Here is a 24,276-nt window from a genome sequence, read left to right as displayed (position 1 = left end):
CAGCCCGGCCCGTTTGTGCGCCGATCGCCCTCTCCGAAGGCCGTGGGTGCGGGACTCTCCGACGAAGGATGCGGCTGCCGATGGCGAGTGGTTGAGCCCGGCAGGGGATGAAGCAGGACCACGCCACCGGGACCGATCATGCGCTTACCCCGCCATGAAACGGCGGACGTCTTCGGGATGAAGCTGATCCTTCAGGGCCGCCCGAAGGGCATCGGCACCGTGGCGTCGCAGATCATCGTTGAAATCGCCCCTGAGCGGCGTGAGCGATATCGCCTCGATCCCGAGGCTCGCTGCTCGGGCGACCAGGCGGTCTCTTGCGCCTTCCCCGGCCGGGTCGCGATCCCTGACGACATAGAGCCGGCGCAGGGACGGCGGGAACAGGATGGCGGCGAGGTGAGCGGCCGAAAGCGCCGCCAGCATCGGCATGCGGGGCAGAACCTGACGGGGCGACAGCACGGTCTCGATGCCCTCGCCGGCGGCAAGCACCTCATTGGCGGTGCCGAAGCGGACGGCGTGCCCGAGAAGGTCGCCCATCGCCCGCCGCGGTGTCTCGACAGTTGCTTTGCCGGAACCGTCCGGGGCGAGCCAGGTGCGATGCGCGCCGGTCTGGTGGCCGGAGAGATCGGTGACGGCGGCAACGAGTGCCGGCCTGATCTCGGTGGGCGAATGATCATCGGGCCGGTAATAGCACCGGGGATGGAAGCGCAGCACGGCGGTGCCGGAAAGGGAGGTGATCGCCCGCCCGTTGAGATAGATCTCCGCAAGCGTGCCGCGGATCGGCTGCGCCATGGCGAAGAGGCGGCGCGACGCTTCAGGCGAACCGGGCGCGGTGCTGGAGGTGCTGCCGGTCGGCATCCTCGTCGACTCCGGTTCGGGATGCGGGATCGACAGGAAACGGCGCGCTTCCTCGGCCACGTCCCTGAAGTCGGCAAGGCCAAGCGCCTCGCGGATGACGTCGAGCAGATCGCCATGCTCCCCGGTGGCCATGTCGGTCCATTTCCCCACCGCGCCCTTGCCGGATTCCGGGCCAGTCAACCGCACGAACATGGAGCGTCCTGGGGTGTTCTGCACGTCGCCGACCAGCCAGTATCGCCCAGTGCGTTGGCCGGACGAGAGATAGTGGCGGCAAACCGCCTCGGCCTCCCGGCCGAGACGAATCGCCAGTTCAGATGCGTCGTGACGCGGCATCATGCGGCCTCCCGCTCGCCGATGCGCAGAGCGGGCCAGCGGTCGAAGAGCTTGGCCAGCACGGCGGGTCCGCTGGCATCGACCGGCACGAACATGCGCAGCTTCCACGAGATGATCTCGTGGAACAGACCATAGGCCGTGAGCCGCTGGCGCATGGTGTCGGTGAAGCCCGACAGCTCGATCCGGTTCACCCCCATGACGCGCACCCGGCGAAGCTGGAGGCCCTCGGCGAGATCGAGGATGGTCCGACTTTCCAGCAGCGCCGCGAAAGCGTCGTCCGGCGAGACCGAGGTGATGCCGGTCTCGGTCGCATTGGCCGCCCAAGCCGGGGAGACCTTGCGGCCGATGATGCGCTCGCCGGCGTCAGACTGAAGCCGATAGACGCGAGTGGAGTCGTTCGGCAGCCGCTTCCAGATCGGTAGCAGCAGGCCCGTCACCATGTGCAAGGTGGACTCGGCGAACTCCGGCACCTCCGCGACTTCGGCTTCCCAGGCCGATGCGAAGGCATCCCTGTCGGCTTCGACCCAATGGGTCTCGCGCATCATCCTGACCTGGACGTTCTGCGCTTCCATCGGCCGGATCAGCCGGACGCGGCGCTCGCTCTCGCCATCGTCCAACATCACGCTGGTGGTGGGGATCTGCACCGCTGCCCGGCCTGAGCGCTCGTTGATCAGCAGCCTGGCGCGGGGATCGTCGAGTTCCGCCAGCGCGGCGTCGAGCGTCACCGGGCGGTTGCGCCTGCGTTCGGTGATGGTCAGCAGGCTGGTCTCGGCCCCGGTGCGCGGGTGCGTGTAGATCACCTGCCGATCCGTCACTACGAAGCTCTCGGCGCGCAGGGTCTCCAGCCCGGCGTCATAGGTGCCGGAGGCGATGGCGCCCTCGATGCGGGCGGTCAGAAGTTGTTCGAAGGCGGTGAAGAGGATGCCCTGAAGCTCGATGGTCAGCGCCAGCAGCCGGTTGAGGAAGGTGGTGATGGCCGGCAAATCGTCCTTGATGCCGTTCGCATCCATCAGCTTCAACCCGGTGGCAGCCTCGAACCGCTCCAGTGAGCAGCCGTCGACCTTGCCGCGCACCAGCAGGAGATAAAGCTGGCGCAGCGCGTCACGGGCGTAATGCGATTCCAGGTTATCTTCCGGGCGGAACAGGCCCTGACCACCGGTCTGGCGCTGGCCGCGCGTAATCGCGCCCAGCGTGTCAAGACGGCGGGCGATGGTCGAGAGGAAGCGCTTCTCGGCCTTCACATTGGTCGAGATCGGTCGGAACAGTGGCGGCTGTGCCTGGTTGGTGCGATGCGTGCGGCCGAGGCCCTGGATGGCGGCGTCCGCCTTCCACCCGGCTTCGAGGAGATAGTGGACACGCAGCCGGGTGTTCTTCGCCGACAGTTCGGCGTGATACGACCGGCCCGTGCCGCCCGCATCGGAAAAGACCAGCACGCGTTTCTGATCGTCCATGAAGGCTTGCGTCTCGGCCAGATTGGCCGAACCGGCGCGGCTTTCCACGACGAGCCGGTCGATGGAGACGCTGCGTTTGCGGACGATACGGCGCGAACGACCCGTGACCTCGGCCACCGTGTCGGTCCCGAAATACTGGATGATCTGGTCGAGCGCGCCGGGAACCGGCGGCAGGCTGGCGAGACTGGCGATCATCTCGTCGCGCCGGGCTACCGCCTCCCGGCTCTCGACCGGCTGGCCGTCCCGATAGACCGGGCGCGAGGACAGATTGCCCTCGCTGTCGGTGAACGGCTCGTAGAGTTGGACCGGGAAGGAATGGGCAAGGTAATCTAGGACATATTCGCGCGGCGAGAGGTCCATTTTCAGATCGCCCCATTCTTCGGTAGGGATCTCCGCCAGCCGCCGCTCCATCAGCGCTTCGCCGGTCGAGACAATCTGGATGACGGAGGAATGGCCCGCTTCCAGATCGCTGGCGATCGAGCGGATCAGCGTCGGGGTTTTCATGCTCGTCAGCAGGTGCCCGAAGAAGCGCTGCTTCGCGCTCTCGAAGGTCGAGCGGGCGGCGGATTTGGCCTGCCGGTTCAACGTGCCGGAACCGCCGTCGCCGCCGGTGATGTTGGCGGCCTGCATCGCCGCATCCAGATTGTTGTGGATGATGGCGAAGGCATCGGCATAACTGTCGTAGATACGGACCTGCTCGGGCGTCAGCTCGTGGTCGAGCAACTCGTATTCGACGCCTTTGAAGGACAAGGACCGGGCGGTGTAGAGGCCGAGCGCCCGCAGGTCGCGGGCCAAAACCTCCATCGCCGCGACGCCGCCCGCCTCGATCGCCTCAACGAACTCGGCCCTGGTCGAGAACGGGAAATCCTCACCGCCCCAGAGGCCGAGCCGCTGCGCATAGGCGAGATTGTGGACGGTGGTGGCGCCGGTGGCCGAGACATAGACGACTCGGGCATCGGGAAGTGCATGCTGGATGCGCAGCCCGGCACGGCCCTGCTGCGAGGCGGCGACATCGCCGCGTTCTCCCCTGCCTCCTGCTGCATTGGCCATGGCATGCGCCTCGTCGAAAATCACCACCCCATCGAAGTCTGTGCCCAACCATTCGACGATCTGTTTGACCCTGGAAACCCTTGTCCCCCGGTCGTCGGAGCGCAGCGTGGCATAGGTTAGAAACAGGATGCCTTCGTTCAGCGTGATGGGCTTGCCTTGCGGGACTCGCGACAGCGGCGTGACCAGCAGCCGCTCCATGCCGAGCGCCGACCAGTCACGTTGCGCGTCCTCCAACAGCTTGTCGGATTTCGAGATCCAGATCGCCTTACGCCGCCCCTGCATCCAGTTGTCGAGGATGATGGCGGCGGATTCCCGACCCTTGCCGACGCCGGTGCCGTCGCCGATCATGAAGCCCTGACGGAAACGGATTGCTCCCTCGGCATCCTCCGGCGCGGCGGCGAGATTGTCGAGCGTGTCATCGATCGTCCAGCCCCCGGCGAGGAAGCCCCCATGGGCCTCGCCCGCATAAATCACGGTCTCCAGCTGCGCCTCGGACAGCTTGCCGAGAATGTCGTTGGGAAGCGTCGGCCGATAGCTGGGCTTCGGCGGCGCGATGCTCGCCATCGAGGCCGACTGCACGAGCTGGGTAGGATGCGCCTGCGCCCCGTCGATGCGGATGGTCTGAAGCCCGTATTCCTCGTAGATCGCGTCGGAGAGGCCGCCGCCCTCGGCCGGTTCCCAATCCACGGTCTCGTAGGCGACCGGCACGGCCTCCGGTTCCGCAAGGGGCGCGGCGGGCGCGGATCGCGCGGCGCGGTTGACGTAGCCGCGCACGGTGCGGGGCGCGGTGGGTCGTGCGACCGGCACCGTCAGGCCGGGATCGACCGGCAGCCGCGTGGGAAGCATGTCGGCTAGCCAGGCGATCAGCGTGGCCACGTCCGGCGCGACACCAGGCGCTGCCGGAAACACCGCCGCATCTTCGGCCGGCAGCTTGTCGATGACCGTGAGCCGGGTCGGGACAGTGGTGCCTTGCTTGGCATAGACCGAGCCGTCGATGGCGGCGGAAAAGGTGACGCGACCGCGTTCCTGCAGCCGGGTCCAGGAGGCGGTCCACGCCGGATTATCGGGGGCGAAGCTCGCCCCGGTGATGGTCACGAGCCGTCCGCCGGGCGCAAGACGCGCCAGCGCCGAAGCGACATGGCGGAAGGCAGCATCGGCCATGCGGCCCTCGACATGGGCCATGACCGAGAACGGCGGGTTCATCAGCACAACGGTCGGAACAAGGCAGGGATCGAGATGGTCATCGATCTGGGCCGCATCGAAGCGGGTAACGGAAAGGGCCGGAAAGAGGGAAGACAAGAGGCCGGCGCGCGCCTCGGCCAGTTCATTGACGAGAAGCGCGCCGCCGGCGATCTCGGCCAGGATGGCGAGGAGCCCGATGCCGGCCGAGGGTTCCAGCACCCGGTCGGCGGGGGTGATCGCCGCCGCCGTGACCGCCGCGAAACCGAGCGGGATCGGGGTGGAGAACTGCTGGAAGCTCTGCGCTTCTTCCGAGCGGCGCGTATGCGTCGGCAGAAGCCCGGCGATCTTGCCGAGTTGCGGCAGGATGGTGGCCGGAGACCCGGTTTTGCGGAAAAGCGCTTTGCCGTATTTGCGCAGGAAGAGGACGGTGGCCGCCTCGCAAGCATCATAGGCGATCTTCCAGGTCCATGCGCCGGTAGCGTCGGAAGCGCCGAAACCCGCTTCCATCGCGCCGCGCAGCGTGGCGGCGTCGACACGCTGACCGCGTTCCAGATGCGGCAGCAGCAGACCGGCAGCGGTGAAAACGCAGGCTGCGGTCTCGGCGCCATGGTCGAGCGGAAGCGGCGCGGTGGCGGATGCCGCCGCGGATGCGGAAATCATGTTCATCGGGGATTCCTCGGGAGAGCAAGTCAGGATCAAGCCGGGCAGCGCTCTCTCTCGACCGCACCGGCTCAAACCCCTTCCGGCCCATCTCTCGCTCTGAAGCCGTGGCGAAAGCAGGCATGAAACAAGCGCCCGACCGTCAGGCTGGGCGCTTGTGGGTTTCAGTCGATGGCCTGGAAGATCGCCGCCGCCTCCGGGTGATTGGCGGCATGTTCGTAGAGACGGCCATAGCCCTCGGCGAGTTCGTCGTCATCGTAGCGGAAGGAAAGATGCGAGAAGGCGAAGAGCGTGGCGATGATCCCAGCCGCATCGCATGAGACCTCGCCCTCGAAACCGTTGCCTTCGCAGAACAGGAGGTAACGGGGCTTTGATGTCGGCGCGAGATAGAGCGGCTGGCCGGCGCGTTCGTAGAAATCCCAGAGCCCGCCGCCGTAATCGGCGGGGCTGAGGATCTCCATGAATCGGAAGACGGCATGCTCGCCGATGATGAGCAGGCGCCGGCCGAAAAGGCGCGGCAGGAACTCCATGCGGCGCGCGTCGGGGACACGGGTTGCGGATTGAGAAGCAAGTTCGGGCAAAGCCATGATCGGTCTCCTGGAGGGAAAGGGACGGCAGCCGGACGACCCTCTCTCAACCCGTCCGGAGGCACCCTCTCCCGGCCCTCCTCTCGCTCTGGGGGCTTGAAATGGACCATTCTATGGACCATCTTGGCAGGATAGCGGAGAACATCTGGAGCGATGTGCGATGAGGGTTTCTGTCACCGAGGCGAAAGGGCAGCTCACCGAACTGGTGAAACGCGCCGAGGCCGGCGACGAGGTGATCCTGACCCGGCGGGGCCATGAGGTCGCCCGCCTCGTGCGGGTTGCTGTCGCAGCGACCCCGAAAGGCCGGCGTGCGCTGATGGAGCGGGTCCGGGCCACGGCGCGGGGCAAGGCACTGCCCGGCGCCGATGCCGCGCGCAGTCAGGACTTCCTCTATGGTGATGACGGGATGCCGGCGTGATCGTCGTCGACACCTCGGCGCTGATGGCGATCGTGCTGGACGAGCCGCAGGCCGAGACCTGCATGGCGGCGATCGAGGCGGCGGACGGATTGCTGATCTCGGCCGGAACCGTGGCCGAGACGCTGATCGTCGCAGGGCGCCGCAATGTTGGGGAAGAGATTGCCGCCCTGATCGAGGGCCTTGGGTTCGAGGTCGTCTCCGTCACGGAGGCTTCGGCACGCAGGATCTCCGAAGCCTATGCTCGCTGGGGCAAGGGCGTTCATCCCGCCGGTCTCAACTACGGCGATTGCTTCGCCTATGAGGTCGCGAGCGAGCGCGGCTGTCCGTTGCTCTTTGTCGGCGATGATTTCTCACGGACGGACCTGCGGTCGGTACTGTAACCCCGGAAAGCCGGGCTTTAGCCGAAGCGATTCCCATCAACGGTGAAGCTGTATTCGTTGGCACCGATGGCCTCATCGACCGCCTCATCCGAAGTCAGGTCATCGTAGTCGCGCTCAAGCTGGCGATAGAGCCAACGCGCGAGATCGCGCAATGCCTCGATGACGGTCTCCTCGGCATCGGCGGTCATGCCCTGCCCTGTCGGGCTGTCGCGGGTGACCGAGATCGCCATGCAGTATTCGTGATAGTATCGCCCCCGATGGGTCGTCTCGGCCGTCAACTGGTAGAAGTTGCGGCGTTGCGCCTGATGTAGGGCATCCGCGATGCGGTGCAGCTCCGCATCCTTCGGCGCATAGGCACGGATTTCCGCCGCCGTGCCTTTGCGATAGGAATAGTGGCCTTCGAACGCGGCGCCATCGCCCTGCGACCAGAAGCCCGTAAACCAGATGCAAGGCTCTTGTCGCACGCCGCCGCCCATGAGGCGGACGGTGCGGGTCTTGATGCGGATGCCGAGGATGTCCGCGATCCGCCGGAAATCCTCATAGACGGCATCGTACCAATCGTAGTCGAAGCCGCCCTCGCGATACCAGGCGCGGGCCTTGCCTTTCGCGGCTTCGGAAAGCTCGTCGAGCCGATAGACCGTGGTTTCGATGACGTCAGGCATGAGCGTCGCCTCCGTCCAGAACGGTGGAAAGCCAACCGTCGGTGTAGATCCAGTCCACCGTCTCGCCGGTGGCGAGGTCGAGGACATGCGCGCCGCCCCCGAACCCGTCGATTCTCGGACGTGAGCAGGTATTGGCGTATTGCATCCCCCATAGCCCGGTCAGGCCGAACGCGGCGGCACAGCGTTTGACGAACTGGATGACATGCTCGGGATCGCCGGTGCCGTCATCGCGCATCCAGAGCTGGGTGCCGCCATGTTCGGGCTGGATCGAAAGCATGAAGCCGTCCGAGGGCGGATCTTCGGCGGCGTTTTCGTGCGCCAGCGCGTTGTAGAGATCAAGCGCGCGGGCGGCGTTCTCGGGGCTGCCCACGTCGAGCAGGCAGGAGAAATGGGTGAAGTAGTCGGCCATGTCAGGCTCCTGAAACGAGAAGGCCCGGCGCGGGGCCGGGCCTAGTGGATGGAAAGGGGCGACAGGTCAGGCAGCTTGTGGCAGCCGCAGCAGATCGGCAGTCGTCTCGCGCCAGAAGGGATCGACCAGCCGCGCCTCGAGCAGGCTGGCGCGGTGGCGGAGATCACGAGCCGATACCGCATCGCCGCGCCCGGATGCCGTGAAGGCCATGCCCCGCAGACGGCTGGCCTCCGTGACGGTGCGGCGAGCCTCGGCGTCGGAGGCGACCGGATGCTGCCAGAGCACGATCCCGGCCCGGACCTCACCGGCAAGGACAAGGCCCAGTTCGTTGTCCTGAATGACCATGACGCGGGGGCGAAAGCGCAGCGCATCGCCCTGTCCAACGCGGAAATCACCGCGCGCAACGCGCTGGCTGGCGATGATCAGCGCCTCTTCGGGGGATTGGCACTGGCCGATGACGAGCGTGCGGTCGAAGCCGCCGACGTCATCGCTTTCGTCATCGCTGGCGATACCGATGCAGGAGATGCGCAGCGGCAGCTTCTGGGCATGACGCAGCCGGGGCAGGATCTGTCGCGCGACAATTTCGCCGATCGAGGCGAAAGTGGTGTGGTGGGAAAGGCTCATGGGGAATGCTCCGCGACGGACGGCGGAAGCCCCTCTCCCGCCTCACAATCCGTCACGGCCAACCGGCCCGCACTCTTACTCTCCCGTCCCGACGGTGGATCGTCCCGCACCTCGGCGGGACGATCCGGCGATCAGCACCAGGGCTCACGCCGCCCGGCCCAGGTTCTCGCCAGCCCTTCATCGACGAGAATATCGCCGACATCGCGGCCTTCGACGCGTATCGCCGCCAGGGTCCGGCCATAGCGGTCGGTCCCCTGACGCAGGATTTCGACCCGCCGACCTTGCAGGATTTCCGCCAGCCTGATCTTCGCTTGCCGGGCAGGGTCGGTTTCATGGATGCAGCGGCCCTCCATTTCGGGAGCGTCGATGTTGAATATCCGAACAGCTTCGGACTGCTGTCCCATACCCAGCCGGATCGAGTCACCGTCCCAGACGCGGATTTCCGCCGGTTCGCAGGAAGCCGTGCAGAGCAGGACGGAGATGACGATATGGCTGAGCATGGCAAGAGGCTTTCATAAGGGGGAGGCTGACGCGACTGCTCAGACTTCTTCCTGAAGTCGGCCATTGACGCAATGCGGATCGACCTCCGCCTCGATCCGCTGCGTCCGCCCCATCCAAGGCGCCGGGTGGATTGCCCGCGCCCAATCGGCGAAGGACGGGATACGGCCCAGATCCTCGCGGACATGCTGCTCCCCGACCCATCGGGCCGGGATCACCCTGCCGGTGGACAGGGTGATCGTCGCCCCGAAAATGGTCTCGGCCATGAAGATGCCCTCGGCATGGTGGCGAAGCGCGCGATGACGAAAATCGGCCAGGATCTCCTTGCTGGCATCGAACCAGCTATGGATGGGCAAGTAATCCTCGACCGTGCCGCCCCATTTCTTCACCGACGAGAGCGCATGATGATAGGGATGTGCCATTTCCGCCCCCTCAGAACTCGTGACTGTAGAATTCGGTGGCGGTGTAGCGCTCGTTGTAGTCGAGCGTGATGGTGCGCGCCGCCACATCGAAGCTGAACTCGCCATAGGCGCCATCATTGTTCTCCCAGCCGCCATGGGTTTCCGAGAGGAAGTCATAGGCGAGCTGTTCGATGGCCGCCTCAACGCCCATTGAGATTGCGGTCACCTTGTCGGTTCCCCATGCCACCGTGGCAATGGTGATCTCGCCCTGCGGCAGGTCCACGGTCCGGTCGTCCGATTGCGCGGTGATGTCCTCGATCTGGCCGCTGTCGCCAGAACCGTCGAAGGTGACGGTCACGAGAGTGATGCCTGCGGCGGCCAGCGCATCGAACAGCGCCGTCTTGTTGTCGGGACGGACCGCTTCAGCGCGACGGTTGCGCTCATCGCGCTCGGCGAAGAAGCGCGCGACGCTGGCGGCCATGTCGAATTCCGGCGTGGCTGGTTTGTCGGTATCGGTCATTGGATGATCCTCCAGGAGAGCGGGATGATATGGCCCGGCGGCGCTCTCCTCTCCTTCCGCCAGGCTCGCCCCGATCCCGGCCCAACTCTCCCTTTCCACAGCCGAGGCGAGGCCTCGGCACCGCCGCTGGCGATGCGCAGCCTGCGCATGGCACAAGGCCCGGCTGCGCCTGACGCGGGCCGGGCCGTCGGGCGGAGGCGCTTTCGCGCCTCAGCCGAAGGGATCGAGTTCGAGCTTCACCATCTCTTCGTCGCCGTCGAACTCGTCGGCGGGCATGGCGCCGTGGGTGCCGTCCCCGGCCTGGAACACGACGATCACGACCATCAGCGTGGTGGCGAGGCTGGCGGCGAAAGCGGTGGCATCTGCGTAGGACATGGGTTCCGGCTCCTGTCTTTGGAGGCGGGGGACCATCCCCCGCGCGACAGGCGCCCGAAGTGTCTGACCGGATCTGCAATCACCCTCGGGCGTTCGGATTCTTTCCGAATCCCCGAGGGCGGCACGCGCGCGTAAGCCGACCCCACCGGGGTTGAATGCAAAGAGACGGTCGGACCAAGGTTAGCGAATGGAAGCGGGGGATGGTGCTTTGCGTCGAGCCGGTGCCGGAAACCCGTCGCAGATGCTTTGCTGCGCCAGCCTCGTTGCCGGCGGATATTCAGGGTGTGTTTCAGGCCGGGGACGGAACCCGTTGCCCCCACAACACCAAGGAGTTGGCGCAATGGTGAAGCTCGAACTCGATCCATCGCTGCTTGTGCAGCGATACCCGATAGCCCCGTGTGCAAGGTTCGGCTTTCAGGGCCGGTCAGTCCCAGAACCCATCGGCGATTTCGCGGGCGATCATGGCGCGGGCCTTCATCATCACATCGTCGCCGGAGGTGTCGATATGACCGAAAAAGCGCGTCCGGGCGCCATGGGCCGTCCAGTCGGCATAGCGGCAGTATTCGCGGGCATCGAGCCGGAAGGCGCGCATGTCCTCGGCCCAATGCGGTTTCGGTTCCACGATGACGGTGACGCCGTTGCGGGTTTCCTTCCAGGGAAGCGAGCGCTCCGATGGCGGATTGCGGCGGTCATCGGCGAAGATTTCATCGACCGTCATCATGATGCGCCCCCATCTTCGGCCTTCTCGACAAAGCCGGCAGGATCGTCGGGATCCGGCGGCAGATAGGCGTCATAGGGGTTGCCGCTTGCGAGATGGCCGAACGGCGTGAAGACGTAATCACCCCCGTCGCGGCCGACCGCGCACAGGACATAGCGTGTCTCACGGGTCGCGGCGTCGAGGCATTCCATAAGGGCGAGATTGCCGTCATCGGCAGCACGAAGCAGAGTGTCGAAGTTCGTTCGAACGGGATCGGGAATGGCCATTGTGTTCTCCTGAAACGAAGAAGGCCCGCCGTTACGGGACAAGCGGGCCGGATGAACGGGATCGGCGAACGTCACGCGGCAGCTCGACCCTCGACGGCGTCGGCGCCTGCCTCGTCGGCGGTGATCTCCTCGAGGCGCGCGCGGGTGTAGCCGTTCCTGGCTAGCCAGAGTTCGGCCGCCTCGTGGTTCTCCGCGAGGTGCAGCAATTCGACGTTCTCTCCGACATCCTGCACAACGCGGACTTGACCGATCTTCGGGCGTTCGATCACCCGGAAGCTCAGATCGCTGTCGATGCCGTAGCTGCGCATGACGGTGATAAGAATGATGCCGCCTTCGCCGAAATCGCCTTCATGCAGGGTGAAGGACGGCGTGGTCGTGTAGGTCGGGCGCTCGCGGCCCGGTTCCTTGCGCACGAGACGACCGGCCCCGTTGCGGGATTTCCACGCGGCGAGCTTCTTGGTGAAACGTGCGGGCGGCTTCGGCTGGCCGTCGCTGTAGGCCACGAGCGAGCCGAGCGGCACGATGTCGAAGATGAGGGAAGCGGACATGATCTTGCTCCTGAAACGAAAGCGGCCCGGCGAGATGCCGGGCCTTGAGATGGAAGGGATGGAATGCGGGGCGACGGAGGCCGCCCCGCTGATTCGCGTCACTCGGCGGCGACGAGGGCCTCCGGATCGTCGGCGGCCTCGGCCGTGTCCTCATGGCCACCGGCGAGGAAGTCGGGCAGCGCCACGCTGTCCTCGTCCTGATCGGTCGCGCCATCCACGGCCTGCGCCTCGATGGCGGGGCGCAGCGGCTCCGGCAGCCAGCCGGTATCGGCCAGGAGCCGTTCGGCCTCCTTCGCCATGTCGCCCTTCTTGAGATGCGCGATGAGATCGGCCGCGCGATCGCCGGCACCCTCGCGCACCGCCTCGATGATGCGGGTCTTGGTCACGCGGCCCAGATAGTTCTCGACCGTTGGCCTCCAGCCCGCTTCGACGAGGTCGAGGCCGGTGGCCTGCGCCAGCCGTTCGGCCTCGGCCATGCGGCGGTCGAGACCGTGCTGCGAGATGCCATTCCCCGAATAGGGGTTGGGCCGCTCGTAGAGCGCGTTGACGCCGAAACTGACGCAATGCGCAAGCAGCGCCAGGCGGCTGGCATCGTCGAGACCGTCGATCCAGTCCCAGAGCCGGTCGTCATCACCGGAGGGAATGTCCCCCCGCCAGGCGTCCGCGCGCTCGTCGATCATCTTCGCGGCGGCGCTGTCAGCGAGCCCGGTCGCATCCGTGGGAAGATAGATGTGACGCACGGCGGCATAGAGGCTGGTTCCCGAGGTGGCGGTGCGCTCGAAAGTATCGAGAACCAGCTTGTGCAGCAGCGCCGTCATGGCGACGCGCGGATTCTCGGCAAGCGCATTGCGCAGCGCCAGCGTCCGCCAGGCGGTCAGGTCGGTCACGAGTCGCTCGGGCAACGGCTTGACGGCATCGTCCTCCTCTTCATCGGCGTCCGGGACGGGCTCGCCGCCGACGGTGATGACCGCGCGCTGCACGGCATCGGGATCGGACGGGTCCGCACCCTCGGTGGCATCCTCGCCATCGACGGTCTCGGGTTGTTCGTCCTCGGAGCGGACGTAGCCGTTGCTGACGATCAACTCGCCATCGCGGCCGATGCTGACGAAGACACCGGCACGAGCGATGTCTTCCGGCGCGAAGGTGACAGGCCGATTCTCGAAGGCTTCCAGCTCGGCTTCGATTTCCCCGAGCCGCTGATCGACCTCATCGGGCAGCTCGTCGGCTTCGGCATACTGCGCTTCGAGTTCGTCATACTCGTCGCGCAGCGCCTCTCGGGTGGCGCGTTCCTCGTCGGTCAGTTCCTGGGTCACGCCGACCAGCCTGCGCAACCCGTTGGTGTGGCCGTAGGGCAGCTCGACTGCCGCGTCGATCCACTTCCAGCCCTGACCGGCGATCTCGTCGGCGACGGTGCGCAGCTTCTCGTCGACCAGCCGGTCGAGAAGCGTGACGTCCTGCAACCAGCCGCCGTTCTCCTCGGAGAAGAGGTCGCGCAGCACCGGGCCACCCGCCGCATCGTAAGCGTCAACGCCAATGAAGCGGGCGCGCTTGTCGGCGGCCGGAACCGTGGTCTCGGTCAGCATGTTGCGGATCTGCCAGGGTTCCTTCTGCCACGACGTGCTGATGCGCTCCCAGACCTGCTGCTGGCGCTCGTGGTCGGGGTTGACGGTGAAGGCTTCCAGCATCGCCAGCGTCATCTCGTTGCGCGCATAGGCGTCGTGCAGCGTCGGCGCGACGGTGGCGAGGCGAAGACGCTGCATGATGTAGCGCGGGGTGGTCCGCCATGCGTCGGCGATCTCCTCCTTCGACATGCCCATGTCGAACATCCGCTTGAACGCCTTGAACTGGTCGAGCGGATGCAGGGCGAGGCGCAGCAGGTTCTCGGCCAGCGAGTCGTCCACGGCCGAGGTCTTGGCGTCGGCCTTCTTGACGATGCAGGGCACGAGCCCTTCGGCCGGGAAGCGACCGGCCTCGACAAGGCGCGCGATGGACCTGTAGCGGCGGCCGCCGGCCGGGGTTTCGAACTCGCCGGTCTCATTGCCGTCCTCGTCGAGGATGGCGCGGACATTGAGACCCTGCACGAGATCCTCGCGCCGGTCGATGTCATGGGTAAGTTCGTCCAGACCCGCCTCGACATCGGTCTCGCGGACATTGCTGTCCGACAGCCTGATGCGGTTGAACGGAATGTCGCGCGCCCGCGAAAAGACGATCATCGGGGCGACGGGCTTCTTCCTGGCAGCTTTGGCCATGGTGGTTTCTCCGCGACGGGCGGCCGGGAGCCTCTCTCTCGACCTCCAACCCGTCACGAAGCGAAGCGCCGCCCTCTTCCTCTGAAGAGCGCGACGCCAGGCCACAAAGCCGACAGCCGGAAATCAGGAATCCCGGCTTTCCGTATCTGCGGATGTGCAGGTGAATGCCGCACCGGCGCGGTAGAGGGCTCGCTCCGCCGCACGGATGCTGCCGGCTTCCCGCGCAGCCTCCGCCCAGACCGAGATCGGGAAATCCCCGGTGAAGAGCAGATCCCGCTCGATCCCCATGCCGAAGGGCAATCGGACCCTGCGCAGCTCTTCCAGGCTCCACGAGCCAAGTTCGGGGTAGCCGATATCGGCCAGGCCGAACATGATGTCGCCGCCCGGATCCAGCTCAGTGGCGAGCCAGACGCCCGCGCCGAAGGGGTTGAAGAATTTCACGACGGGGATGTGATCCCCGCCGCGCTGGCATCCATTGGCCAGAAGCCGGTCACGCTGTGTTCCGGTCAAAAGGATCATGCCGCGACCCTCCCTTCGATTGCAGCCGGAACCGGCTCCCCGGCATCTTCGTCGGGCAGATGCGACAGCAGCCAGTCGGCCGCCTTGCTGGCCTGAGAAGCTGCGCGGACGATGGCGCGGTTGTCCTCGCGCAGCACCTCCAGCCAGGAGCCGATATAGTCGGCATGGCGCACGGTCGGCACGATACCAAGCGAGGCGCAGCAGAATGCCGCGTTCATCTCGGCCACCAGCTCCTCGAAGGCGTATTTCTTCGTGCCGAAACTGCCCGAAAAATCCCGCCCCAGGCGCGAGGCATGGCCTGTGTGTTGATTTCCACCCAGAACTGACCCGGGTTTTCCATCGAGAATTGACCCACCTTGAGATTATGTTGGTCGGGTCATGACCGGGTCAAGACATCAGAGGTCTCCTTCTTTTTTCTGGTCGCAGCAGCCGAGCTTGCCTTGAAGCGGAAGCTGTCATTGCCGGTTTCCAGGATGTGACAGCGGTGGGTCAGGCGATCGAGTAGCGCGGTGGTCATCTTGGCATCGCCAAAGACCGTCGCCCATTCGCTGAAGCTGAGATTGGTGGTGATGATGACGCTTGTGCGTTCGTAAAGCTTGCTCAGCAGGTGAAAGAGCAATGCGCCGCCTGATGCGCTGAACGGCAGGTATCCCAACTCGTCCAGGATCACGAGATCCAGCCGCATCAGGGTTTCAGCCAGTTGGCCGGTCCTGCCTCTCGCTTTCTCCTGCTCGAGCGTGTTGACCAGTTCTATGGTCGAGAAGAACCGGACCTTACGGCGATGATGCTCGATGGCCTGAATGCCAATGGCGGTTGCGACATGGGTCTTCCCGGTGCCTGGGCCGCCGATCAGGACAATGTTCTCGGCGCCGCCCATGAACTCGCAGCGATGCAGCTGGCGCACAGTCGCCTCATTGACTTCGCTGGCCGAGAAGTCGAAGCCTGACAGGTCCTTATAGGCGGGAAAGCGGGCGATCTTCATGTGATAGGCGACTGAGCGAACTTCTCGCTCGGCCATTTCGGCCTTCAGCAGTTGGGTGAGGATCGGCACGGCGCTTTCGAAGGCTGGTGCGCCTTGCTCGATCAGATCGGTGACGGCTTGCGACATGCCATGCATCTTGAGGCTGCGGAGCATGATCACGATGGCGCCGCTGGCAGGATCATGACGCATGGCGGCCTCCGGTCATGTGCGCGCGCAAGCCATCATAGCGTTCGACATTGGCCTTGGGCTCTCGGCGCAGATGCAGAGCCTGGGGCGTGTCGATGGGTGGTCCGTCGGTCTTTCCGTCGATCAGGCGGTGCAAAATGTTCAGCACATGGGTCTTGGTCGCGACGCCCTCGGACAGGGCAAGTTCGACCGCGGTCAGCACCGCTTGCTCGTCGTGATGCAGGACCAAGGCCAGGATATCGACCATCTCGCGATCACCGCCAATCCGCCGTAGCATCTGCTCCTGCAGCCGTTTGAAGGCAGCGGGCAACTCGGCAAACGGGGCTCCGTTGCGCAGGGCACCGGGTTTGCGCTGGATGACGGCGAGGTAATGCCGCCAGTCGTAGATGGTGCGCGGCGGCAGGTGGTGCGAGCGCTCGATCACCCGCTCATGCTCGCACAAAATCTGCCCTTCGGCGGCAATGACCAGGCGCTCGGGATAGATCCTGAGGCTCACAGGGCGATTGGCAAAAGACGCCGGCACGCTGTAGCGATTGCGCTCGAAGCTGATCAGGCAGGTCGGTGAGACGCGCTTGCTTTGCTCGACAAAGCCATCGAAGGCAGGCGGCAGGGCCATCAGCGCGGCCTGCTCCTCGGTCCAGGCATCGGCGATGCTGCCGGCACGGGTTCCATGTGGGATCTCCCGCCACAGTTCCATGCAGCGCTGCTCCAGCCAGGCGTTCAGGGCTGCCAGGTCCGGGAAGTTGGGCATTGGCTGCCACAGCCGCGGGCGCGCATCCTGGACGTTCTTCTCGACCTGTCCCTTCTCCCAGCCCGACGCCGGATTGCAGAATTCCGGCTCGAAGACATAGTGATTGGCCATGGCGAGGAAGCGCATATTGACCTGACGCTCCTTGCCGCGGCCAACGCGATCCACAGCGGTCCTCATGTTGTCGTAGATTCCCCGCCCAGGAACGCCGCCGAAGACGCGAAAGCCATGCCAATGGGCGTCGAACAGCATCTCGTGGGTTTGCAGCAGATAGGCGCGAACCAGGAAAGCCCGGCTGTGTGACAGCTTGATATGGGCGACTTGCAGCTTGGTGCGTTCTCCGCCCAACACCGCGTAATCCTCGCTCCAGTCGAACTGGAAGGCCTCCCCCGGGCGGAAGGCCAGCGGCACGAAGGTACCGCGTCCCGTGGTCTGCTGCTCGCGTTGCCGGTCGGCGCGCCAGTCACGAGCAAAGGCGGCGACGCGATTGTAGGAACCGGTATAGCCGAGCGCGACCAGATCGGCGTAGAGTTGCTTCAATGTCCGGCGCTGCTTGCGCGACTTCGTCGTCTCAGTCTTCAGCCAAGCCGCGAGCTTCTCGGCGAACGGATCGATCTTGCTCGGGCGCTCAGGCACCGAGAACTTCGGCTCGATCGTGCCCGCGTTCAGATACTTCTTGATGGTGTTCCGAGATAGCCCGGTCCGGCGGGCTATCTCGCGGATCGGCAGCTTCTCACGCAGCGCCATCCGCCGGATGATATTCAAAAGTCCCATGTGGATCACTCCGTTGCTCCCCGCCGCTGATCGCGTTGGGGAAGGGTCACATGGGTCAAATCTCAATGGAAATTACGCGCCAACCCGGGTCAGTTCTGGGTGGAAATCAACACCAAGCACCCTGCTCCATCTCAATAGGCTCGGGAGTGTCCACGATCCGGACTGAGGCAGGCGCACGCCCGCGCAGCCTGCTCCAGAGTCCACCGGCTCGCGCATGATCGTGGTTGCCCGGCATCAGCCACCAGGTGACCGACGCCCGCTGCATACGTGACAGCATCTGCGTGACGATGCGGTCGCCGGGTTCGACGTTGTCGAACACATCACCGGCGACGACGATGTGCGTGGCACCGCTGGATATTGCCGCAGCACCGAGGCGATCGATGGCATCGAGGCGAGCCTCAGCCAACGCACTACGCACCTCCTGCGGAAAGCGCCCGAACGGCTTTCCGAGCTGCCAGTCAGCCGTATAGATGATCTTGAGCGTCGCCACGAATCAGTTCCTCGTTACAGTGCCACACATGGATCACGCACCCACTGCTACCGGAGCTTGCGCCTCCGTCGGGTCCGGGATTTCCTCATCGCGGAAGAAACGCCACATGGCACGGACGAGGCTCTTCAGCATCTCGCTCTCGTGGCCCTGTTCTTTAGCACGGAGAAGTGTCTGATAGACGATTTCCGGTATCTTCTGCGCATCGTTGCTCGGATGCACACCAAAGGGTTCGCAGGCAGCAGCAAGGCACGCCGTGTGTACTTCAGGCGTGAGATGCCTTCGGTTGACAGGATGGCGATGCCGGCCGCCTCGAAATTCACGCCGAGCATCCGCGCCGTCGCGGTGAGCGCCGCTTTATCGCTTCGGCCCTCAACCAGAATCACACCGGTGGCGAAAAAGCCTTCGGCCAATTCAGCACCGAGAATGTGCAACCGCGGCATCAAAGTCTGTGCACTGAAAGTGCCAGCGGGCTTATTCCAGCCGCGTTCGAGCTTCTGCGCAACGGTGCCGAGATCCAGCGCTTGCAGGCTGCATTGCTTGAATTCACTGTCGTCACAATGCGAGCGCCGGGTAAGCCTGATCTCGTCGGCCTTCCCCATCGAAATGAACATTGGCGAGTGCGAACCGAAGATAACCTGTGTGTGGCCCTGCGCGCCAGGGAGCGTACCGCTACTCAAGCCCCGCAGCACTTCCGCGAAGTGCCGCTGTTTGGTCGGATGCTGATACAGTTCGGGTTCTTCAATTGCGAGGATAAGCGTCGGTGCCTGCGCCATGACCGCAGCCGCAGCCGCAGCGGGCGCGTCATCACTGCCGTCAACGTCACTATCAGGGGGTGCCTCGTCGCCCTCCGGCACGGCAGTTCGCGCAAGATGCTGGAGAAGTGTAAAGATGAAGGCACGCTGGAGGCCGTGACCTTGCCTGTCCACCGGTCCACCGAAGCCTTCGTCCTTGAGAAACACATCCGCCATTGGCAACGGGACTGGCATCTCGCCGACCTCGCGCCAGGCCAACGAAACTTCAGCATCTTGATACAAACCCCGCAGGTCGGCGGTGAGGGTCCCAGCGAGCGCACCGAGTTCAGGCATATTTTCGGCGGATACCAAGGCCTGGTAGGCCTCGGTCATCTGCGCCTTGAACGCTTGAACGTCCGGCCGCTGAAGGATCTGACTGCGCACTAGCAGTTCGAGTAGTTTGCCGATGACGCTCGTCTTGCCGTCCGCCGCGTCCGCTGATGCGTCGCGAACCGCCGGAATGAACACGAAGCTCGTGTGCTGCTGGAGCTTGCCTCGGCTGTTGTTCTGGAATCCGAAAAACTGACCATCGTCGGGCAGCAGCACCAACTGATCGGGATGCTCAGCCTCCCAGGTTAGCATCGCCTGGTCGACCGCTGCCGCACTGCCAGCAGTGGGAAGGTCGGCGTAGAGTGGGTTATTCTCGCGCAGGGCATTATAAGCAGCGCGCTTGGGTGTGGCTGCGGAATGAGCCCGAACAGCGACGAAGTCGGGAATCTGTGGAACGACACCATGATAGCGTCCACTTGATGGACCTCCGTCAAAAATGCGGGTGACGACCAACCTACCATCCCGCACCCGATCCTCGAACGCTGCGGCTTCTTGCTCGCTAAGCTGGTGAAAGGTTAGTTCAATCTCGATCGGCTGCCCTTGATCGCGTCCAAAGAAATCGTCAGCGTCGCAGTTTTTCGTAGTCGAGTAGAACTTCTCGATAGCCTTCAAGATTGAAGACTTTCCTGCGCCATTGCCGCCGATCAATGCGGTGTGTGCGCCAAAAACGACTTCGACATCGCGAAGTGAACGGAAATTTCTGATGCGAGCACGCTCAAGCTGCATGGCATTTTCCCCCGAGTACACCAGTTGTCGAATCCGAGCGGCGGGAATGCAAGTGCGATGAACAGCTACTCCATCAAGTCGCGCCTACCTCGCACGGCAAAGCCTTGGTCACACTGGGCGCTGAAAAGCTGCTTCCAGGATCAGCGGATCATCGTCGAAACGACCGAGAAGGGGCGCACAGTGAGTTAGTTTGATCTCGCCAGGCGGTCGACGGCGTGGAACTAACGTCTACGGGTTGCACCACCATTCTTCGCCATCGGGCCAGGGTCTGGCCAGCCTTTCGGCAATCAGGATGTCACCGATGTCGCGACCACCGATTCTGATCGTCACGAGCGTCCGCGTGCCGGTGTTGTCCGGCTCTCCATATTCGACGGTCCAGTCGTGCGAGTTCAGCAGCTCGATCACCCGATCACTGGCTCGGTGTGCCAGCGCGATTTCGGCGTCGCCACCACAGATGTGGGTTTGCGGTTCCGGGGTGTCGTAGCCTTCCATGCGCAGCTTTTCCCCGTCGATCCAGATCGTGTCGCCATCAACGAGGCAATATTCGTCGGCGGTACGGGCCTGGCCGGGAACGCACTTCGCAATCTGCGGCCGAGGCTGAGCCTTGGCAGGTTCGGGCATGCCGCCGACCGCCCAGAATAGCGCGAAGGAAAGCACGAACATCTGCCAGTGGAATGTGGGCAATGGGGGAGGACGAATTTGCATGGGCGGATCTGATCTACTTCAATCTGACTGAAGGGGCGGATCGCTACGGTTGGAGGCCAGCCAAGCTTTCACCCACCGCCCTCGCCGAGCGAGGCAGCGATGTCGCTGATCGAGCGGAGCAGAACCAGGGGATCATCCCTGGAAGGCTCGAAGCCACGCCGCCTCCAGAACTTGGCCGCCTCCCCGTCGACGGCGTTGACCAGCAAGGCCCGCCCGCCGATCAGCGATGCGGCCTGAACGCAGCGCTGGAGAGCATGCTTCACAAGACCGGTCCCGATGCCCAGCCCTGCCCATCCGGTGTCGGTTGCGAGTTGGCCGAGCAGCATACAGGGGACCGGGTTGGGCGGCTGCCCCGTCCTGATCGAACGCGGCAGAACCGAAGGCACCACACCGGTAGGCGCGAGGCCGTAGAAGCCGACCACGCGCCCAGCCTCATGCACGACGAGGACGGCGGTGAAGCCCTTCTGCTGATTGGAGAGGGCGCGTGATTTCAGCCAGTGGTCAAGCGTGGGCTTGCCACAGGTGAACTCGGACACATCGTGTTCGGCAGAGAGCGGTTCAGGACCCGAAAGGTGCAAGAGCTTACCGCTTCGCCACGTAGCCGGGCTCCCATGGCGCGGGCCGCTTCAGAACGTCTACCATCTCCGGAACGGGAGCGGCCGGACGCGCCAGCACATCCATGAACTCGGCGAAGCCCTCCGGGCTCATCCGGATCAGGCCCTGCTCCATGACGACCTCCTCGGCCGCGCGCACAGCGGCGTCGCGCACGAAATCGGTGCGCGAGCGGCCGCGCAAGCTGGCGGCGCGATCGATCATTGCGACATCCGCCTCGGGCAAGCGCATCGAGATCGGGTATTCCTTGCGTTCGGCGGTCGTGGCCATGGCGAATCTCCTTGGTCGGCATATAGCGTCTTGTATCGCGAATTACAATACGATAAGGTTGCGCCTACAGTCAATGACCTCATGAGGAGAGGCGACGAGGCCAATGATGACCGGGCCAGCGAGGGATTCCGATAGGTTATTTTGCTACGCCATGGCTCGCCAGGACACGCTGAGCTACGCGATAGCACGCTCACCCGCGCCAATTGCCGCCGAATATTCGCCTTCAATTTCCGTTGCTTATGCTTCCCTCGGGGCGAATGCTGCAAGTTATGACCTTGCGAGCCCCAGGAAACCCGGCAAAGATGACAGGAGGAGAGCGCGAAGCGCTGCTCGAATCCTTGCTGCTGGACGTGCCGGAGCTGACGTTTACGCCACGCGGCAATCCCGACCCACGCCTTCTGCGACTGGTCGGCATCCTGGCGAGGCAGGCGGCGCAGGAGTGCTATGCAGAGGAAGTGATGATGTCACGGCAAAGGAGGAAGCGCTCCTCCTGATATGGATGGGAGCCAAGTTTTGAAAGTCGCGATCTACGCTCGCTATTCTTCCGACAATCAACGCGACGCTTCCATCGCCGACCAGTTCCGTATGTGCCGTCTCCATGCCGAGAAGCAGGGCTGGCACATCGTCGAGGAGTATTCGGACCACGCGATCTCCGGCGCCTCGCTGATCCGGCCGGGCATTCAGGCGCTCATGGCCGACGCAATGGGCGGCCGCTTTGACCTGATCCTCGCCGAGGCGATGGACCGCCTCTCCCGCGACCAGGAAGACATCGCGGGCATCTTCAAGCGCATGTCCTATGCCGACGTGAAGATGTTCACCCTGTCGGAAGGCGAGGTGACGCATCTGCATGTCGGCCTCAAGGGCACGATGAATGCGCTGTTCCTGAAGGATCTGGCCGACAAGACCCGCCGCGGGCAGCGCGGCCGCGTCGAGGCAGGCAAATCGGGTGGCGGCAATGCCTATGGCTACGATGTGGTCAAGAAGTTCGATGCGAACGGCGAGCCGATCCGCGGCGATCGCACCATCAACGAATTCCAGGCCGAAGTCGTGCGCCGCATCTTCCGCGACTATGCCGCCGGCAAATCGGCCAAGACCATCGCCTTCGCCCTGAACAAGGAAGGCATTCCCGCTCCGTCAGGCGGCGACTGGGGCTTCAGCACGATCAACGGCAACCCGAAACGGGGCAACGGCATCCTCAACAATGAGATGTATGTCGGCAAGATCGTCTGGAACCGACAGCGCTTCGTCAAAGATCCGAGCACCGGCAAGCGGCAGGCCCGCCCCAACCCGGAAGAGGAATGGGTCATCCAGGAGGCGCCGGAGCTGCGCATTCTCGACGACGACCTCTGGAGCGCGGTGAAGGCGCGACAGGAAAAGAACAAGATCGCCCGGAAGGAAAACGGCGAGGCCGATCTCTCCCGGATCAATACCCGCCGCCGTCCCAAATACCTCTTCTCGGGACTGACCAAATGTTCCTGCTGTGGTGGCGGCTATTCCGCGATCTCGGCGACGCTGATCGGATGTGCGACAGCGCGCAACAAGGGGACCTGCAACAACCGGGTCAACATCCGCCGCGACGAGCTTGAATCGCGTGTACTCAATGCGCTGCGCACCAAGCTCGTCGATCCGGAGCTCTTCGCCCATTTCTGCGAGGTCTTCACGCAGGAGATGAACCGCCTGCGCATGGAAGGCCGTGCGGGTATCGCGTCGGCCGAGGCGGAACTGGCCAAGGTCAACCGAGAACTGGAAAAGATCCTCGACCTGTACCTGAGCGACGCCCTTTCGGTCGACATGGTGAAAGAACGCAGCAAGAAGCTCGAGGCCCGAAAGACCGAACTGGAACAGTTCCTGGCCGAAGCCGACGAGCCGCCACCGCTGCTGCACCCGAGCATGGCACTGCAATACCGCAAGCGGGTCCAACAGCTTTACGACGCTCTGCAGGACGAAGATGAGGGGAAGCGGATCGAGGCCGCCGACACGCTGCGCTCGCTCGTGGATCAGATCGTGCTGACCCCAGTCGACGGCAAGGTGGAGATCGACGTTCAGGGCGATCTCGCTGGAATCCTTACGATTTCCACGCAAAGCAAAAACCCCGCAGCGGGTGCTACGGGGTCGCAAGTAAAGATGGTTGCGGGGACAGGATTTGAACCTGTGACCTTCAGGTTATGAGCCTGACGAGCTACCGGGCTGCTCTACCCCGCGACAGGGTATGTCTTGTTCGGAGGTTATCCATCGTTTCAGAGAGTTCCGTTTCTTTCCAGGTCTGGCGGTGACCTACTCTCCCACGTCTTGAGACGCAGTACCATTGGCGCGACGGCGCTTAACGGCCGAGTTCGGGATGGGATCGGGTGTTTCGCTCGTGCTATGGCCACCAGACCGGGAAAGAAACGGATCAGCGTTGCGCCCTTTTTACCGGGCAGGTGTTGTCCAAGTTGCATGTCTGCATGCTTGTGATCGGTTTGGAAGTCTGTCTTCCACCGGATCAAATCAAGCCAATCGAGCCATTAGTACCGGTCAACTGAACGCATTGCTGCGCTTACATCTCCGGCCTATCGACGTGGTGGTCTTCCACGGCTCTCAAGGGATACCTTGTTTTGAGGGGGGCTTCCCGCTTAGATGCCTTCAGCGGTTATCCTGTCCGTTCATAGCTACCCAGCACTGCCGTTGGCACGACAACTGGTCCACCAGTGGAACGTTCACCCCGGTCCTCTCGTACTAGGGGCAACTCCTCTCAAGTATCCTACACCCACGGCAGATAGGGACCGAACTGTCTCACGACGTTCTAAACCCAGCTCACGTACCTCTTTAAACGGCGAACAGCCGTACCCTTGGGACCTGCTCCAGCCCCAGGATGAGATGAGCCGACATCGAGGTGCCAAACGATGCCGTCGATATGGACTCTTGGGCATCATCAGCCTGTTATCCCCAGCGTACCTTTTATCCGTTGAGCGATGGCC

At 64.1% G+C, this 24,276-nt stretch carries 26 protein-coding genes, 1 tRNA gene and 2 rRNA genes (1 of these 29 cut by a window edge); 3 read left to right on the top strand and 26 right to left on the bottom strand.

Going from position 1 to position 24,276, the window contains the following annotated elements; all coding sequences use genetic code 11:
- Positions 1 to 144: 144 nt before the first annotated feature.
- From CX676_RS16005 to CX676_RS15995, 3 genes are all read right to left on the bottom strand, one after another.
- Entirely contained in the window at positions 145 to 1,188 is a 1,044-nt protein-coding gene (locus CX676_RS16005; protein ID WP_101754388.1) for a DUF7146 domain-containing protein, read from the bottom strand.
- Complete coding sequence (locus CX676_RS16000; RefSeq protein ID WP_101753482.1) at positions 1,188 to 5,537, bottom strand: strawberry notch family protein; 4,350 nt, start codon at positions 5,535 to 5,537, stop codon at positions 1,188 to 1,190. Before CX676_RS16000 ends, CX676_RS16005 begins: the two co-directional genes overlap by 1 nt.
- Positions 5,538 to 5,695: 158 nt before the next feature.
- Positions 5,696 to 6,118 (bottom strand): antirestriction protein, encoded by a 423-nt coding sequence (locus tag CX676_RS15995; RefSeq protein ID WP_074970573.1) that lies wholly within the window; start codon positions 6,116 to 6,118, stop codon positions 5,696 to 5,698.
- 160 nt (positions 6,119 to 6,278) lie between these two features.
- On the opposite strand from CX676_RS15995, the gene CX676_RS15990 reads away from it, so the two are divergent.
- Positions 6,279 to 6,536 carry a type II toxin-antitoxin system Phd/YefM family antitoxin gene (locus CX676_RS15990; RefSeq protein WP_058098140.1) on the top strand — a complete coding sequence of 86 codons (258 nt, stop codon included), beginning with the start codon at positions 6,279 to 6,281 and terminating at the stop codon, positions 6,534 to 6,536.
- On the top strand, positions 6,533 to 6,916 hold the full coding sequence (locus CX676_RS15985; RefSeq protein WP_058098141.1) for a type II toxin-antitoxin system VapC family toxin: 384 nt from the start codon (positions 6,533 to 6,535) through the stop codon (positions 6,914 to 6,916). Before CX676_RS15990 ends, CX676_RS15985 begins: the two co-directional genes overlap by 4 nt.
- A gap of 17 nt (positions 6,917 to 6,933) precedes the next feature.
- Here CX676_RS15985 and CX676_RS15980 read toward each other — a convergent pair whose 3' ends face one another.
- The 20 genes from CX676_RS15980 to CX676_RS15885 form a co-directional block, all read right to left on the bottom strand.
- Positions 6,934 to 7,578 carry an antitoxin of toxin-antitoxin stability system gene (locus CX676_RS15980; protein WP_074970575.1) on the bottom strand — a complete coding sequence of 215 codons (645 nt, stop codon included), beginning with the start codon at positions 7,576 to 7,578 and terminating at the stop codon, positions 6,934 to 6,936.
- Entirely contained in the window at positions 7,571 to 7,987 is a 417-nt protein-coding gene (locus tag CX676_RS15975) for a hypothetical protein (protein WP_101753481.1), read from the bottom strand. The genes CX676_RS15980 and CX676_RS15975 overlap by 8 nt, the downstream gene beginning before the upstream one ends.
- Positions 7,988 to 8,053: 66 nt before the next feature.
- Positions 8,054 to 8,611: a hypothetical protein gene (locus tag CX676_RS15970; RefSeq protein ID WP_039194755.1), complete on the bottom strand. Its 558-nt coding sequence runs from the start codon at positions 8,609 to 8,611 to the stop codon at positions 8,054 to 8,056.
- A 131-nt stretch (positions 8,612 to 8,742) separates the two neighbouring features.
- Positions 8,743 to 9,111, bottom strand: coding sequence for a thermonuclease family protein (locus CX676_RS15965; protein ID WP_101753480.1), 369 nt, complete (start codon positions 9,109 to 9,111; stop codon positions 8,743 to 8,745).
- Positions 9,112 to 9,150: 39 nt separating this feature from the next.
- Positions 9,151 to 9,531: a DUF6915 family protein gene (locus CX676_RS15960; RefSeq protein ID WP_012092609.1), complete on the bottom strand. Its 381-nt coding sequence runs from the start codon at positions 9,529 to 9,531 to the stop codon at positions 9,151 to 9,153.
- A gap of 10 nt (positions 9,532 to 9,541) precedes the next feature.
- Positions 9,542 to 10,030 carry a DUF6878 family protein gene (locus tag CX676_RS15955; RefSeq protein WP_012092608.1) on the bottom strand — a complete coding sequence of 163 codons (489 nt, stop codon included), beginning with the start codon at positions 10,028 to 10,030 and terminating at the stop codon, positions 9,542 to 9,544.
- Between the two features lie 210 nt (positions 10,031 to 10,240).
- Positions 10,241 to 10,405, bottom strand: coding sequence for a hypothetical protein (locus CX676_RS15950; RefSeq protein ID WP_166507195.1), 165 nt, complete (start codon positions 10,403 to 10,405; stop codon positions 10,241 to 10,243).
- A gap of 424 nt (positions 10,406 to 10,829) precedes the next feature.
- Entirely contained in the window at positions 10,830 to 11,126 is a 297-nt protein-coding gene (locus tag CX676_RS15945) for a hypothetical protein (RefSeq protein WP_101753479.1), read from the bottom strand.
- Positions 11,123 to 11,389: a DUF6117 family protein gene (locus tag CX676_RS15940; RefSeq protein WP_012092596.1), complete on the bottom strand. Its 267-nt coding sequence runs from the start codon at positions 11,387 to 11,389 to the stop codon at positions 11,123 to 11,125. Before CX676_RS15940 ends, CX676_RS15945 begins: the two co-directional genes overlap by 4 nt.
- Positions 11,390 to 11,460: 71 nt before the next feature.
- Positions 11,461 to 11,937 (bottom strand): hypothetical protein, encoded by a 477-nt coding sequence (locus CX676_RS15935; protein WP_058098278.1) that lies wholly within the window; start codon positions 11,935 to 11,937, stop codon positions 11,461 to 11,463.
- 98 nt (positions 11,938 to 12,035) lie between these two features.
- Entirely contained in the window at positions 12,036 to 14,186 is a 2,151-nt protein-coding gene (locus tag CX676_RS15930) for a ParB/RepB/Spo0J family partition protein (protein ID WP_074970581.1), read from the bottom strand.
- Between the two features lie 123 nt (positions 14,187 to 14,309).
- Positions 14,310 to 14,705 (bottom strand): DUF2958 domain-containing protein, encoded by a 396-nt coding sequence (locus CX676_RS15925; protein ID WP_101753478.1) that lies wholly within the window; start codon positions 14,703 to 14,705, stop codon positions 14,310 to 14,312.
- A complete protein-coding gene (locus tag CX676_RS15920) occupies positions 14,702 to 14,989 on the bottom strand; it encodes a zincin-like metallopeptidase domain-containing protein (RefSeq protein WP_456299514.1) in 288 nt (95 codons plus the stop codon). Before CX676_RS15920 ends, CX676_RS15925 begins: the two co-directional genes overlap by 4 nt.
- Positions 14,990 to 15,081: 92 nt before the next feature.
- The gene (istB, locus tag CX676_RS15915; protein ID WP_101751536.1) at positions 15,082 to 15,876 is read right to left on the bottom strand and encodes an IS21-like element helper ATPase IstB; all 795 of its coding nucleotides are present in this window, start codon (positions 15,874 to 15,876) and stop codon (positions 15,082 to 15,084) included.
- Positions 15,866 to 17,395 carry an IS21 family transposase gene (istA, locus tag CX676_RS15910; RefSeq protein WP_101752186.1) on the bottom strand — a complete coding sequence of 510 codons (1,530 nt, stop codon included), beginning with the start codon at positions 17,393 to 17,395 and terminating at the stop codon, positions 15,866 to 15,868. The genes istB and istA overlap by 11 nt, the downstream gene beginning before the upstream one ends.
- Positions 17,396 to 17,501: 106 nt before the next feature.
- Entirely contained in the window at positions 17,502 to 17,885 is a 384-nt protein-coding gene (locus CX676_RS15905; RefSeq protein WP_232816484.1) for a metallophosphoesterase family protein, read from the bottom strand.
- 125 nt (positions 17,886 to 18,010) lie between these two features.
- The gene (locus CX676_RS15900) at positions 18,011 to 19,732 is read right to left on the bottom strand and encodes an ATP-dependent nuclease (protein WP_198590217.1); all 1,722 of its coding nucleotides are present in this window, start codon (positions 19,730 to 19,732) and stop codon (positions 18,011 to 18,013) included.
- Between the two features lie 228 nt (positions 19,733 to 19,960).
- Positions 19,961 to 20,437, bottom strand: a complete 477-nt coding sequence (locus CX676_RS15895) for a thermonuclease family protein (RefSeq protein ID WP_012092582.1) — start codon at positions 20,435 to 20,437, stop codon at positions 19,961 to 19,963.
- A gap of 68 nt (positions 20,438 to 20,505) precedes the next feature.
- Positions 20,506 to 20,973 carry a GNAT family N-acetyltransferase gene (locus CX676_RS15890; protein WP_223850374.1) on the bottom strand — a complete coding sequence of 156 codons (468 nt, stop codon included), beginning with the start codon at positions 20,971 to 20,973 and terminating at the stop codon, positions 20,506 to 20,508.
- 46 nt (positions 20,974 to 21,019) lie between these two features.
- On the bottom strand, positions 21,020 to 21,319 hold the full coding sequence (locus CX676_RS15885; RefSeq protein ID WP_012092580.1) for a type II toxin-antitoxin system TacA family antitoxin: 300 nt from the start codon (positions 21,317 to 21,319) through the stop codon (positions 21,020 to 21,022).
- 495 nt (positions 21,320 to 21,814) lie between these two features.
- Here CX676_RS15885 and CX676_RS15875 point away from each other — a divergent pair, with 495 nt between their 5' ends.
- Positions 21,815 to 23,488, top strand: a complete 1,674-nt coding sequence (locus tag CX676_RS15875) for a recombinase family protein (RefSeq protein ID WP_232816664.1) — start codon at positions 21,815 to 21,817, stop codon at positions 23,486 to 23,488.
- Here the strand turns inward: CX676_RS15875 and CX676_RS15870 are convergent.
- From CX676_RS15870 to CX676_RS15860, 3 genes are all read right to left on the bottom strand, one after another.
- Positions 23,445 to 23,521 (bottom strand) — tRNA-Met (locus CX676_RS15870). The two genes, CX676_RS15875 and CX676_RS15870, sit on opposite strands and share 44 nt — an antisense overlap.
- A gap of 59 nt (positions 23,522 to 23,580) precedes the next feature.
- A 5S ribosomal RNA gene (gene rrf, locus CX676_RS15865) occupies positions 23,581 to 23,695 on the bottom strand.
- Between the two features lie 107 nt (positions 23,696 to 23,802).
- A 23S ribosomal RNA gene (locus CX676_RS15860) occupies positions 23,803 to 24,276 on the bottom strand (it continues 2,358 nt past the right edge of the window).

It is taken from the genome of Paracoccus zhejiangensis, assembly GCF_002847445.1.
GTDB classification, from domain to species: Bacteria; Pseudomonadota; Alphaproteobacteria; order Rhodobacterales; family Rhodobacteraceae; genus Paracoccus; species Paracoccus zhejiangensis.
This window is presented reverse-complemented; position numbering and strand designations above follow the sequence as displayed.